The sequence below is a fragment of the Micromonospora sp. WMMC264 genome (genome assembly GCF_027497275.1).
GTDB lineage: Bacteria > Actinomycetota > Actinomycetes > Mycobacteriales > Micromonosporaceae > Micromonospora > Micromonospora chalcea.
The window spans coordinates 1493873-1507082 of record NZ_CP114907.1; the positions used below are offsets into that span (position 1 = coordinate 1493873).

Sequence of the window (13210 nt, forward strand, 5' to 3'; positions counted from 1 at the left end):
TTCGGACCCTTGTCAGCGAGTCGACATCCGCGCACCGCGCCGGCTACCCACCACCGGGCGGGCCCTCACCCTCCGGCAACCTGTCCGACATCGACGCCGCCGGCCGCGGTGGCTGCACCTGCGTCCTCGACGTAGGGACGAAGTTCGGCGACGCTCGGTGCGGCAACCTCGAGCTGGCGTGCCAGCGCCGCCACTCGGTCGGTCAGCTCGTCCAGGTCCCGAGCCGCGCCGGCTCGTGCCATCGCGGCAGCGCGTTCGAGCACCGCCTGCCGTCGGATCTCCTCGTCTTCGCACCACAGTTGCAGGAATACCCGACGACGTACTTCGAAGGACCCGAGTCGGTGCCACTTGTAGCGGCGCGGAAACACCGATGCCGGCAGGGACGCCCGCAGTACCCCATTCGCGAGCTGACGCGGGCGCACGTCGGGGAAGCCGGACCCGTCGAGCCACTCCCGCCAGACCTTCTCGGCGTCGGCTCGACCTTCGGCTGTCACCACGTCACGGAGGCGCGGTCCGACAACCCGGGACAGGTATCCGTCTGCACCGTCAATGGCCTTAACGAAGATCAAGAGCGATGACACGCATTCCACGGCGTACGCCGGCAGCCAGGCCTGTCGTACCTCGTGCGGCGTGGCGGTTATGAGCCCAGCCGGCAGATTGAACTCCTCGCGGTCGGGTCGGTGCAGCAGGTGCGCGATCGTGTCGGCGCGAAACGGCGTGACCGTTGCCAGTTGATGAAATCTCGTGCCATCGGACAGTGTCAGCTGCGGCTCCTCCAGCCATACCGTGCCGGAATAGTGGGTGCGGGGCAGCGGTGACCCGGTGACGCCGTCGAGGTAGAGCCGCTGCCTGTCCTCCTTCTCCACATACCGGCAGCCTTCCCGTACTGAACGGCGGCCGAGCTCGGTCAACCTCAGCGTGTCACCGTCGCGGTGCAGGTGGCCGATGGTTGCGAGGAAGCGCAGCGCGCGTTCGATCAGCGCGGGTCGCACGCCGAAGAACCCGGCGAGGGAACGGGCGTCGTTCAGCCCCGCCTCGGCGATGGCGCGCGAGAGATAGCGGTCGAAAACCTCGTATGGCTGGGCCTCGCGGATCGTTGCGCTGATGTCGACGGCCCAGACGGGTAGCAGAAGTGGAAGGATCTGCAGCGGCTGAACGCCGGCTAGATCGGTCACCCGCTCCGCGATGCGGCGGATCGGAAGCTGCGCTGCCCGTACCGGTGGTGTGGTCATGAGAGCCGGTCCCGGAGCTGCCGCGACGGTACGACGTCACCGCGACTCCGGGCGTATTGGTACAGCTCACCGGCCAGGTGCCGGAAGTGTCCATCGTTCGCCCGAACCAAAGTGCTCATGTCGCCGACCAGGACAAGTTGCTCGCGGGCCCTGGTGATGGCCACGTTGAGCCGGCGCAGTTCGCTGAGGAACCCCACCCGCCCCTGCGGATTGCTCCGGGTGAAGCTGTAGACGACATTGTCGTACTCGCGGCCCTGGAACGCATCGACAGTGCCGATCCGGTCCGCGACCGCGTTGTCACCGAGCAGTTCGGCCAGCCGTACGGTGAGTAACTGCACCTGCGCCCGGTAGGGTGCGATGACTGCCCACTCGCGGTCGTGCCGGGCATACCACTGGACCAGGTCGAGCACGAGCCGCGCCTCGGCGAGGTTGTCGCAGCCGGCGAGCTGCCACGTCTCGGTCCGGTCGCGTTGCCGCTCGGCACGCTCCTTCGCCGGCAGGTCGGCCGTGTCCACCACGGCGAGCGGGCTGCGAAACACTGCCGACGAGGGCCGGGCCGGTTTGCCGGTGCGCAGGCGATTCTCATAGAACTGGGCCGAGACGAAGTCAGCCAGGACGGCCGGCATCCTGCGCTGGCGGGACAGCAGCACGCGGTTGGCAGCGGGCGCACGCTCGATGAGTCGCTCGAAGGCGCTGCGGGTCAGCAGTTCGATCATCTGAGCGGGCTCGGTGCCGGACGGCGCGCCCCCGTCGCGGGCCAGCCACTGCCGCACGTCGTCGTCAACGAACGGTGGTAACTGGTGGTGATCACCCACCAGGACGGCCCGGCGGGCCCGCACCAGCGGCACGAGGGTGGAGGTGAGGGGGATCTGCCCGGCCTCGTCGACAATCGCCAGGTCGAAATCGAGGTCGCTGAGCTGATTCTTCTGCACCCCGACGCCGATGCAGGTGGCGCCGATGACATCGGCGTAGCGAATCAGCTCGGCGTGCAGCTGTTCACTGGGCTGACCCAACTGCTGCCGCCAGTCATCCAGCAGCCGGGCACGGTTGCGCAGCATCGGCTCGCTGCTGCTGCACCACTCGGCGAAGGCGATCAGCCCGTCGAGATCCTCCGGAACCGGTGGCACGGCGACCACACCAGCCAGACGCCGAGCGTACGCGAGGGCCGCAGTCCGGGCGTCCGCGTGCGCCCGGCCGAGAGCATCGTCCGCCGTGGCGACCCGCATCTTCGCGCTACGTATCGCGGCATCGTCGTGCAGGGCGTGCTGCAGCTCGGCAGTCCGGGCGGCAAACTCCTGTACGCTCCGCGTCAGGGCCGTCTCCACCTCGGCAAGCCGGGGGAGGGCTCCATCGAGCTGACGTTGGTAGCGGCCTCCCCGCCACCGGTGTACAAATCCTGCGATGCCGGTCGAGCGGCCTTGTGCCTCCTGCACCTGGGCGGTCAGCCGCTGCACCCGCGCGGCGAGCTCGCTCGCCAATTGTTCCGCTTCCTGTCGGGCCGCTGCGGCCCGGTCCACTGACGGTGCCAACCGGGCGCGGACGGCCGCGACGGCGCCGTACTGGGCTGCTGCGGCAGCATCGTGTGCCGCTCGGGCGGCGCCGACCTGCTCGATGGCGCTGGTAAGGCGGTGCAGCCACGCTTGTGCCGCAGATGGTTCGGCAAGCCAGGGCGCGAGGCGTTGGGCAGCCACCTCCGACTGGGTCAGAATGCTTCGCTGCAGCTTGGACGCGGTCGCGGCAATTGTCATCTGCTGCACCGCCGCGGTGATGCGGGTCTCGTTGCCGACCCGGACCGCGGTCAACGCCGCGGGCAGGCGTTCGATGACGTTGTCAACGGCGGTGTTCGTCTGGGAGGCGACGAGGACCCGCTCGCCGCGAGCAGCGGCGGCCGTCGCGATCTCGACGATGGTACGGGTCTTGCCGGTGCCCGGCGGCCCGAGGACGAGCAGCAGGTCGGGCACGGAAAGCGCACGGTGAAAGGCGTCCGTCTGGTCGGCGTCCAGCGCCTCGACAGGCCGCAGCGCGGCAACGCTGTCGGGCGGTTCCGCGAAGCCGGCGAAGTCCAGGTCGGCCAGGAGCGGTAGCAGCCGGGGGTTGAGCGTCGCACCGGACCGTAGGGCGGCCACAGCACCATGTTGTACGCGTTGGACGATATCGTTTCCGCTGATCACCAGCTCGCCTTGGGCGGGTATCCGGGGTCGGTGTACCGCGGCGTCGAACTGGACCGTCAGCCGCTCCCCGTCGACGCTTTGGACCCGGCCCCGGAGATCGGGCACCTGACGCAGCTCCACCATGTCGCCCGGTTTGACCTGTCCTGGCCGCGACAGCAGGAACACGTGGATGGCAGCGGTCGAGCGGCGGGACTCGGCCGCGTTGCGTACCTCATAGTAAGTGAGTGGCGGTCGCGCCTGCTGTTGTGCCAGCTCGATCTGGCGGGCCCCCTCGACGACGGTGTCGAGCGCGTCGCAGAACGCGTCGTGCCGGGCCGGTCGTTGCGGCGTGGCCGGTGGGGCGGCCTGCTGCTGCCAGGCATGGAGGGTGGCTGCGTCTGGCACTCGGCAGCCGACGGGAACGCTGTTGAGCAGCGGACTGTAGACCCAACCGCGTGGTGCCAGGCGAACCCGGCTGCGGGCCAGGAGGCGGTGACCACGAAGGTTCAGCGGCTCGATGAACTCGACGAAGTAGGCGTCCTGTTGTGGCGACACGCGCACCCCGACGCAGCTGCGTTGAGCGTAGAGCCTGATCCACTGCGCTCGTCCGTCGCCCCTCGCCTCGTCCACAGTTACCGGCACTCCGCCGAGGCGAGTGAGGTGGTTGAGCTCCTCGGTGAACGGCGCGAGGTCCGGTAGGTGGGGATACCGCTGGCGTGCTTGTGCGAAGCGGGTGGCGAACTTCCGGCCGGGCGTCAACGCGATCCGCTCGGTCAGTGGATAGGTGTTCGGTTGTCCCGTCAGCATCGCACCGTCCCGCCGCTGCGCAGCACACCGGTCAGGGCTGCGACGAGGTCTCGCGTTGTGGGTCGATCGGCCGGCGTCGGGGCGAGGCCCGCCAGCAGGGGCGCATCGAGGGAAGGCGACAGCTCCGGCCGCATCACCGTGGGCGGTGGGGGAGCAGAACCCGGTGGCTGACCGACCGCCAGGTGATAGATGACGGCGGCGAGCTGGTACACGTCCGTCGTCGGCCCCGGCGGTAGCAGAGCCGGTCGGTCCTGCTCGGGTGCCCGGTAGGCCGGGTGCCCTTCGCCTGCGGCGGCGGGCACCACCGCGAGCCCGACATCCCGAAGTGTCAACCCATTCAGCGCTACGAGGAGAGTGCCGGGGTGCAGAGCGCGGTGCGCGTGCCCGGCGGCGTGCAGAGCGTCGAGAGTGCGTGCTACCGCCGGTAGCCCGCGCAGCAGCGCGTCCAGAGCGATTCCGGGGTACGGCGGTGGCCCGTACGTGTCGGGTAGGGAGGTGCCGCTGCGCTCCGCGATCACCGTCACCTGGCCCGCGTCGTGCCGGACGTCGAGGATCCGTGCCAGCCCGGGAAGGCGCCGTTGGAGATCCGCCGCGCGGATCAACTGGGCCCGGCGGTCGTCGCTGCGCCGGCCGGCACGCAGAACGTCGAGCCGGACGATGCGGACGTCGCGCTCCTGCGGTGCCAGCTGCCGGGCCGGTGCGCAACACTCCCGGTACGACCGGTCCTCAGGATGCCTGACGTGCACTGGATCATGGATCAGATAGCGGCAGTTGCCAAGCTCGATCTCCTGCCCGCCCTGCCACTCGTTGCTCGCATCGCCCGGCGTCCTGGCCGGCCTCGGCGTGAGGCCCAGCCGAGGTGGTGCATGTCGGACCGCCGCATCATGATGCCGCACGACCAGTTCACGTAGATCGGCGATGAGTAGCGTCTGCTCGTCGCGCTGGGGTTGGCCGCGGTCAGTGACTGCGCGCAGCGACCCGGTCAGTCGCGCGATGCGCTGTTCCGGGGAAGGCGGCTCCTCGGTGCCGACGGCAGCGATTCGGTCGACCAGCGCGTAATAGCACTGCTCAGCGTAGTGTCGATCGCGGTCCAGGAGGGACAGCGCGCCGCCCATGTCACGGATGCCGACTGAGGTGATCTCGCTTCGCCGCGGCAGTGGTGGATCGGGCATGGACAACACTTGTTTGAAGCGCTCGACCTCGTCAGGGTCGGCATCAATGTAGGCGCCGAGCTCACTGTCGATCCGCTTCCGCGCGTCTCGGGATAGTGCGGCATTTGAAGCAAAGGCGCAGCGGCACGATTCGCCCATCGCCTGCCACACCCGGTGCAGATCGCGAATGACCGGCTTCAACTCGGACATCGACCACTCTCCGGTCCCCGGATCGCGGTGTTTGACCGAGACCAGTTCCGGATCGTCGTCGGGCAGCAGGGCGATGTAGTCGGTCGACCACTCGATCACGACAGCCGTCACCGCTTCCGAGAGCAGGTTGGGGATGCACCGCAGGGCGACGCACTCGTCCTGGTAGCGGAAGCGGGCACGAGTGGGCCGGGCGGTGTTGCGGTCGTCGTGGTACAGGTCACCAGATCCGGCGGGAGGGGATGCCACGCGCTCACCCTAGATGCACTCATCGCTGTCGAACAATCACCCTGCGCTGGTGCGGGGCGGTCCGGGCTGGACGCCGGGATCCTCTTATAGAGCCATCAATCGCGCGATGCCCCGCAGGGATGGCTTTTACCGACACGTCACCGGCACCGCCGCCGGTCTTCGAAGAGGACGACGTCGAGGCGGACTTCCACTGTGCAACCACAGCTACCCGGCCTCGCTCAAGACGGCCATCGACTGGTACCGCGACGAGTGGCAGGCCAAGCCAGTTGGCTTCGTGCCCTACGGCGGGCCTTCTGCGGCCTCAGCGCGCCGGCCTGGATGGACGCCAGGACCCCGAGAGCTACGACTTTGTCGTAGTTCCTCCCGCTGCCCTACTGGCGGAGATTCGGGTATAACTGGACACCCTCGACGCCGGCGACTGAGGTTAGCCCAGCGGCGTGACGCCCACTCATGGCAGCCCTGTCCGTGCGCTGGAGCAGCGCGGTGCCGCTCACCGCCGCCCGGGCTCGTCGCCTCCGGCGTGAAAACCGTGAGGCGACGCGTTCGAGTCGATCAGCTCAGCGACGCCGTCGAGGTAGCCGACGGCCGTGGAGCCCGACGCGACTCGAACCCGATACCCCCAGCGCCGAAGGACCTGGGCGACCTTCGCGGCGCCAGCCGGATTGGCGGAGTGAATGTAGATGACGCCGACGTCAAAGGGGCGTTTGTCGAAGACTGCCCGTTCCAGAACCTCCACGACCGGCCAGATCGTGTCGTCCCCACCTAGGTCGTGGTCCAGCCACAGTTCGTCCAGGTGCCGGTCGCGATTCCGATCAAGGAGTTCAACGCCGGCGGCGCTGGTGCGAGCCACCTCAGCGCTACGGCCATCCACGAACGAACGGAGGTCATCGACCAGGACGATCGTTCGGCGGGCACCCACGCGATGAATGATGCCCGGCACCGTCATCATCTGACATCCGGAATTTGCCGCCTGTCGTGGCGGCTGCACCCAACCGATCCTCTTGTCGAGCTGGTCAGGCGGACGGACCAACGAACGCGGGGTCGTCGAAGCCCATGTCGCGCATCTTCCCGGCGGAGAAGACCACCATGATTTCGTCGCCGGGGATGACGACGCCCTGCGGGCCGGGCAATCGGGGGATGGCCGCGACGAACCAGATCGGATCTGCGGTGAAGTCCAGGCGTATCGCGATGGGCACGTCGACCGTATGCGCCGGTGCGGCGATGCTGCCGTCCGCCCGTCGGCTCGGCCCGATCTGGAACTGCTCCCAGTGGCAGGCCGTGCCGCGAACCCTCGACCCGAGAAGTGGAGCCCAGGGACTCTGGCCGTCGACGTCCGGGCCCACCCGCTCGGGGCCGGATTCGCCGAGTAACAGGTGATGTCCGATCGGCTCGTGGAAGACCTCGACGCCATAGGGGTAGACCGTGTTGGTCGGGGTTACGGCCACGGAGCCGAGGTCGGTGCCGAGTTGCACGCCCATGACGGCGTGGTGCCAGTCGCCGTAGTCCCATGGCGCGCGGTTCGGGCCGAAGTCGTGAACGTTCCAGTAGTCGACCGACGTCAGGCGCCGCCCGCGCAGGTCGCGCAACTTGCCCTCGATACGGCCGCGCTGACCATCGGCCCCGCGTACCTTCTTCATCTACCGATCATCGCTGGTCATACCTGTGACCGCGCCGCGTCTACGCTCGATTCTTCATCGCTACGCGGCCGCAGCGCCGTGATCGTATGCCCGCCGTCGCGTGCCGGCGGTCGGTGAGTGTAGGGCAGTGGGAGCAGGTCAAGCGCGCTTCAGGTTAGCGGTCGGTGGCAGGACGCCGCTGTCAGCCAAAGCCGCGGCTCTAGCAGCGAGGAGCCGTTGCCAAGAACCTGCGCGGGACCATTCATGTCAGCTTCTTCGCTTCAGTCCGAACACCAGCCCGGATCGGGGGGAGGGTGGGAGCAACGGGATGCACCGAACGGCGGCACTCGATGTCACCTGGTAGGGAAGGTCTACAGGTCGAGGTCGTGATCCCATCGCCGTACTCGTACCCGCGCCGCCGCGAACCGTGAGGCGTCCCTGGCGTGCCATCCGACCCGGACACCGGCAGGGCTCGATCCCTCACACCGAGCACACTGTTGCCCCCGCCGGTGGCGATCCTCTACGGTCTGCTCAAGCGGTGGGCGGTGCGGTCCGCATCCGACCGACACCGCCGGGTGCCCGTCGCGCGGGCCGGGATGGTGGAGTCCCGGGCCACCCGTAGGCGGCGTCGCGGCGGTCGTGTGACTCCAGCTCGTACTCCGGGTGGTCCTGCCCGGCGCGGCTCCACGCGGAGCCGACGGCGAGCGGGCCACGCCGACCCCACCGGAGAATCCCGTGTTCCTCAGCCCGCACGAGCAGGACCGCCTGCTCGTCCACGTCGCGGCCGACGTCGCTCGCCGCCGCCGCGAGCGCGGCCTGCGACTCAACTATCCCGAAGCCGTCGCGATCATCACCGCTTTCCTTCTCGAAGGGGCCCGTGACGGACGGTCGGTGGTCGACCTCATGTCGGCCGGCCGGAGCGTGCTCGGCCGCGAGGACGTCCAGGACGGCATCCCCGAGCTGCTGAGGGAGGTGCAGGTGGAGGCGACGTTCCCGGACGGTACCAAGCTCGTGACGGTGCACCACCCGATCCCGTGATCCCCGGGGAGATCCTGCCGGCGGCCGGCCCGGTCGAGATCAACGTGGGCCGGCCGGTGACCACTCTGGTCGTGGTCAACACGGCCGACCGTCCGGTGCAGGTCGGCTCGCACTACCACTTCGCCGAGGCCAACCCGGCCCTGATGTTCGACCGGGCGCTCGCCTGGGGTCAGCGTCTCGCCGTTGCGGCGGGCACCTCGGTCCGGTTCGAGCCGGGCGTGAGCCGCACCGTCGAGCTGGTTCCGCTCGGCGGCGCACGCGTCGTGCCCGGCCTGCGCGGCGAGTGCGCCGGGCCGCTGGACGAAGCGCCACCGGCCGCGCCGGGAACAGACGCGCCGACGAGCGGGGCGCCGACGACCGACGGGCCGACGCGGTGACCGCCGTGCGGCGGGACCGCTACATCGATTTGTACGGGCCGACCACCGGCGACCGCATCCGGCTGGCCGACACGAGCCTCCTGATCGAGGTGGAGACCGACCACTGCGCAGGCGGCGACGAGGCGGTCTTCGGCGGCGGCAAGGTGATCCGCGAGTCGATGGGCCAGTCGCGGGCGACCCGCGCCGAGGGCGCCCTCGACACCGTCATCACCGGCGCGGTGGTGCTCGACCACTGGGGGGTGGTCAAGGCCGACGTGGGTCTGCGCGACGGGCGGATCGTGGCGCTGGGCCGGGCCGGCAACCCGGACACCATGCCCGGCGTCCACCCCGAGCTGGTCATCGGCCCGGCCACCGAGGTCATCGCCGGGAACGGCCGGATCCTCACGGCCGGCGCCGTCGACACGCACGTGCACTTCATCTGCCCGGAGATCGTCACCGAGGCGCTCGCCAGCGGCATCACCACACTCGTCGGCGGCGGCACCGGCCCCGCCGAGGGCACCCGGGCCACGACTGTCACCCCGAACGCCTGGCACCTGGCCCGCATGCACGAGGCGCTGGACACGCTGCCGGTCAACGTGCTGCTGCTCGGCAAGGGCAACACCGTCTCACCGGAGGCGCTGTGGGAGCAGCTGCGCGCCGGCGCGGGCGGTTTCAAGCTGCACGAGGACTGGGGCACCACACCGGCGGCGATCGACGCCTGCCTGCGGGTGGCGGACGCCTCCGGGGTGCAGGTCTCCATTCACACCGACACCCTCAACGAGGCCGGTTTCGTGGCCGACACGCTGCGGGCGATCGCCGGCCGGGCCATCCACTCGTACCACACCGAGGGCGCGGGAGGCGGGCACGCGCCGGACATCATCACAGTGGCCGGCGAGCCGAACGTGCTGCCGTCGTCGACCAACCCGACCCGGCCGTACACCGCCAACACCCTCGCCGAGCACCTGGACATGCTGATGGTCTGCCACCATCTCAACCCGTCCGTGCCGGAGGACCTGGCCTTCGCCGAGAGCCGCATCCGGCCGTCCACCATGGCCGCCGAGGACCTGCTGCACGACCTCGGCGCGATCTCCATCATCGGCTCCGACGCGCAGGCGATGGGCCGGGTGGGCGAGGTGATCCTGCGAACCTGGCAGAGCGCGCACGTCATGAAGGAGCGGGTCGGCGCGCTACCCGGCGACGGCGCGGCCGACAACCACCGGGCCCGCCGGTACGTGGCGAAGTACACCATCTGCGCGGCGATGGCGAACGGGCTGGACCGGGAGATCGGTTCGGTCGAGCCGGGCAAGCTGGCCGACCTGGTGCTGTGGGATCCGGCGTTCTTCGGCGTACGACCGCACCTGGTGCTCAAGGGCGGCATGATCGCGTACGCCCAGATGGGTGACGCCAACGCGTCCATCCCGACGCCGCAGCCGGTGCTGCCGCGCCCGATGTTCGGGGCGTACGGCGCCGCGGCGGCTGCGACCAGCCTGGCGTTCGTCGCGCCGGCCGCCCTCGACGCCGGGCTGCGCCTGGACGTGCGGCGGCGGGTGGTGCCCGTCGCGGACGTGCGCTCGCGGGGCAAGGCCGACCTGCCGGAGAACGACGCGATGCCCCGGATCGAGGTGGACCCGGACACGTTCACCGTGCGGATCGACGGTCAGGTGGTGGAGCCGGACCCGGTGACACGCCTGCCGATGGCCCAGCGGTACTTCCTGTTCTGATGACGACGTCGAGCCTGCTCCTGCTGGTGGCCGACGGTCGCTTCCCGGCCGGCGCGCACGCCCACTCCGGCGGCCTGGAGGCGGCCGTCGCCGCCGGCCGGGTCACCGACCTGGCCACGTTGGAGGCGTTCCTGGCCGGCCGGCTGGCCACCGCCGGGCTGGTCGGTGCGGCGTTCGCGGCGGCGGCGCACCGGGCGGTGACGTCGGGTTCCGCCGTACGCGGGTCCACGCTGGCGTTGCTCGACGCGGAGCTGGACGCCCGGACGGCGGCGCCGGCGCTGCGTACGGTGTCCCGCCGCCAGGGACGGGCCCTGCTGCGCGCGGGCCGGGCCATCTGGCCGGAGGCGTCCTTCGACGACCTGCCCGCCACACCCGGCGGAGCGCACCAGCCGTTGGTGCTCGGGCTGCTCTGCGCCGCCGCGGGCCTGAGCCGCGCAGAGACCGCCACGGTCGCCGTCCACGGGACGGTGACCGGTGCGGCCAGTGCGGCGGTACGCCTGCTCGGCCTCGACCCGTACCGGGTCCAGGCCCTGCTTGTGGGTCTCGCCGGCCGGTGTGACGGCATCGCCGCGGCGGCGGCCCGGGCCGCCGACGACCCACCCGAGCGGCTGCCCGCGGCGGCCGCCCCGCTTGCCGACATCCATGCCGAAGCTCATGCCACCTGGGAGGTGCGTCTCTTTGCGTCCTGACACCGTTGCGCCCGAGGCCGACCGGAATCCTGCCCCGCACGACGAGACCGTTCCGCACACCCACCCCGAGCCGGGGGTGGACCCGCATCCGCCGCTGGCCCAAGCCGGCCGGGCGCTGCGCGTCGGCATCGGCGGGCCGGTCGGGTCCGGCAAGACCGCCCTGGTGGCGGCCCTGTGCCGGGCGTTCGCCGGGGAGCTGCGACTCGGCGTGGTCACAAACGACATCTACACGACCGAGGACGCCGACTTCCTCAAGCGGGCCGGTGTGCTGGACCCGGCCCGGATCCGCGCCGTGGAGACCGGTTGCTGCCCGCACACCGCCATCCGGGACGACATCGGGGCCAACCTCGACGCCGTGGACGAGCTGGCCGAGGCGGTCGGCCCGCTGGACCTGGTGCTGGTCGAGAGCGGCGGGGACAACCTGACCGCCACGTTCAGCCGAGGGCTGGTGGACCGGCAGATATTCGTGGTCGACGTGGCCGGCGGGGACAAGGTGCCGCGCAAGGGCGGACCCGGGGTGACGTCCGCCGACCTGCTCGTGATCAACAAGACCGACCTGGCCCCCATGGTGGGCGCGGACCTGGCCGTCATGGACCGGGACGCGCGGGCCCGGCGCGGCGACCTGCCGACCGTGTTCCTGTCGATCGTCGGCGACCCGGCGGCGGGACGGGTCGCCGACTGGATCCGCCACGAACTGGCCCACCACGCGGCTCTGCACCCGGTCGCCGCGCGGGGCGGCCCGGCCTGATGCGCGCGTACGCCCGGCTGGTGGCCCGGGCCGACGGCCGGGGCGGCACGGTCCTCGCCGAGCTGCGCGGTGAGACACCGCTGCTGCTGCGGCAGACGCCCGGGCGCGGTCGGGCCGTGACGGTGTACGTGGTCGGCGGGGCGGCCGGCCCGCTCGCCGGCGACGACCTGCGGCTGGAGATCGACGTGGGACCGGGGGCGGCGGTGCGGCTGCACACCGTCGCCGCCTCGGTCGCCCTGCCCGGCCGGCCCGGCGTCGTGTCGCGGATGGCGGTCCGTGCCGTGGTGCACGACGGCGGCGCGCTGCACTGGCTGCCCGAGCAACTGGTCGCCGCGGCCGGCTGCGCCCACCTCGCCGAGTCCCGGGTCGAGGTGGCCGCCGGGGCGAGGCTGACGTGGCGCGACGAGGTGATCTGCGGCCGGTACGGCGAGGCGCCGGGCAGCGCGGTCGTGCACACCCGGGTCGACTACGACGGCCGTCCGTTGCTGCGCCAGTCGCTTGCCGTGGGACCGGGCGCGCCTGGCTGGGCCGGCCCCGCGGTGCTCGGCGGCGCGCCGGCCACCGGGTCACTGCTGGTGGTGGACCCGTCGCTGCCCCACGAGCCCGCGACGGTCGAGGGCACCGTCGCCCGGCTGCCCCTGGCGGGCGGTCCGGCCACACTGTGGACCGCCACCGCTGCCGACGCGCACACGCTGCGCGCCCACCTCGAAGGCGATCCGCTGCTCACCGAGGTGTAGTGAGGCGAACGCCGGCCGCCTCGGCGTCATCGCGCCGAGCCGCCGGGTCGAGCCGGGCGATCAGGTCGGCGAGGTGGTCGAGCAGGGGAGTGTCGGCCGGTACGCCCGCCTCGGCGAGGCTGGTGCGGACCCGCTCGTCGAGGCGGGCGTGCTCGCGGCGGCCTCGGGCGGTCAGGTGGGCCCGGATGCGTCGCCGGTCCAGCGGGTCGATCCGCCGGAACACCAGGTTCCGGTCGACGAGCTGGTCGACCAGCTTGGTGAGGGTCCCCGGCGGCAACGACGCCTCGGCGGACACTTCGCTCATCGGATGGCCCTGCCCGTCGGCGAGCAGGCAGAGCACCCGCCACGCCTCGGTGGTCAGGTCGTCGTCGGCCAGCACGGCGGCCAACCGGCGGGAGAGCAGCCGTTCGGCGCGGGTGAGCGAGCGCAGCAGATCGGCTGGCGCCCCGGGCACGTCTGACATGGAACTCCCTGGGCCGGTGGCCCTGCCATGGTAGCGACTCGTCCCG

The 13210-nt window shown here is 71.1% G+C and carries 12 protein-coding genes and 1 pseudogene; 7 read left to right on the forward strand and 6 right to left on the reverse strand.

All coding sequences use genetic code 11. The features are described from left to right. Positions 1 to 65: 65 nt before the first annotated feature. The 3 genes from O7542_RS06185 to O7542_RS06195 are packed head-to-tail and all read right to left on the reverse strand — an operon-like array spanning position 66 to position 5796. Positions 66 to 1232: a hypothetical protein gene (locus O7542_RS06185; protein WP_281605835.1), complete on the reverse strand. Its 1167-nt coding sequence runs from the start codon at positions 1230 to 1232 to the stop codon at positions 66 to 68. Then, on the reverse strand, positions 1229 to 4189 hold the full coding sequence (locus tag O7542_RS06190) for an AAA domain-containing protein (protein ID WP_281605836.1): 2961 nt from the start codon (positions 4187 to 4189) through the stop codon (positions 1229 to 1231). The genes O7542_RS06185 and O7542_RS06190 overlap by 4 nt, the downstream gene beginning before the upstream one ends. Continuing rightward, positions 4183 to 5796, reverse strand: coding sequence for a hypothetical protein (locus tag O7542_RS06195; protein WP_281605837.1), 1614 nt, complete (start codon positions 5794 to 5796; stop codon positions 4183 to 4185). The genes O7542_RS06190 and O7542_RS06195 overlap by 7 nt, the downstream gene beginning before the upstream one ends. A gap of 196 nt (positions 5797 to 5992) precedes the next feature. Here O7542_RS06195 and O7542_RS06200 point away from each other — a divergent pair. Further along, positions 5993 to 6085, forward strand: a pseudogene (locus O7542_RS06200) (NAD(P)H-dependent oxidoreductase); the annotation flags it as partial. Between the two features lie 201 nt (positions 6086 to 6286). Here the strand turns inward: O7542_RS06200 and O7542_RS06205 are convergent. Together O7542_RS06205 and O7542_RS06210 are read right to left on the reverse strand one after the other, a co-directional pair. Further along, complete coding sequence (locus tag O7542_RS06205) at positions 6287 to 6715, reverse strand: cyclic-phosphate processing receiver domain-containing protein (protein WP_281606450.1); 429 nt, start codon at positions 6713 to 6715, stop codon at positions 6287 to 6289. 94 nt (positions 6716 to 6809) lie between these two features. After that, a complete protein-coding gene (locus O7542_RS06210) occupies positions 6810 to 7433 on the reverse strand; it encodes a hypothetical protein (RefSeq protein ID WP_281605838.1) in 624 nt (207 codons plus the stop codon). 714 nt (positions 7434 to 8147) lie between these two features. Here O7542_RS06210 and O7542_RS06215 point away from each other — a divergent pair. The 6 genes from O7542_RS06215 to O7542_RS06240 are packed head-to-tail and all read left to right on the forward strand — an operon-like array spanning position 8148 to position 12701. Further along, positions 8148 to 8450, forward strand: a complete 303-nt coding sequence (locus O7542_RS06215; RefSeq protein ID WP_043322840.1) for an urease subunit gamma — start codon at positions 8148 to 8150, stop codon at positions 8448 to 8450. After that, on the forward strand, positions 8447 to 8827 hold the full coding sequence (locus tag O7542_RS06220; RefSeq protein WP_051610833.1) for an urease subunit beta: 381 nt from the start codon (positions 8447 to 8449) through the stop codon (positions 8825 to 8827). Before O7542_RS06215 ends, O7542_RS06220 begins: the two co-directional genes overlap by 4 nt. Then, a complete protein-coding gene (locus O7542_RS06225) occupies positions 8824 to 10527 on the forward strand; it encodes an urease subunit alpha (protein WP_281605839.1) in 1704 nt (567 codons plus the stop codon). The genes O7542_RS06220 and O7542_RS06225 overlap by 4 nt, the downstream gene beginning before the upstream one ends. Continuing rightward, the gene (locus O7542_RS06230) at positions 10527 to 11216 is read left to right on the forward strand and encodes an urease accessory UreF family protein (RefSeq protein ID WP_043322844.1); all 690 of its coding nucleotides are present in this window, start codon (positions 10527 to 10529) and stop codon (positions 11214 to 11216) included. The genes O7542_RS06225 and O7542_RS06230 overlap by 1 nt, the downstream gene beginning before the upstream one ends. Then, positions 11206 to 11964, forward strand: coding sequence for an urease accessory protein UreG (gene ureG / locus O7542_RS06235; RefSeq protein WP_197494839.1), 759 nt, complete (start codon positions 11206 to 11208; stop codon positions 11962 to 11964). Before O7542_RS06230 ends, ureG begins: the two co-directional genes overlap by 11 nt. Continuing rightward, positions 11964 to 12701, forward strand: a complete 738-nt coding sequence (locus O7542_RS06240; RefSeq protein WP_281605840.1) for an urease accessory protein UreD — start codon at positions 11964 to 11966, stop codon at positions 12699 to 12701. Before ureG ends, O7542_RS06240 begins: the two co-directional genes overlap by 1 nt. Here O7542_RS06240 and O7542_RS06245 read toward each other — a convergent pair. After that, positions 12688 to 13164, reverse strand: a complete 477-nt coding sequence (locus O7542_RS06245) for a MarR family transcriptional regulator (protein WP_210871382.1) — start codon at positions 13162 to 13164, stop codon at positions 12688 to 12690. The genes O7542_RS06240 and O7542_RS06245 overlap by 14 nt on opposite strands. Positions 13165 to 13210 lie beyond the last annotated feature (46 nt).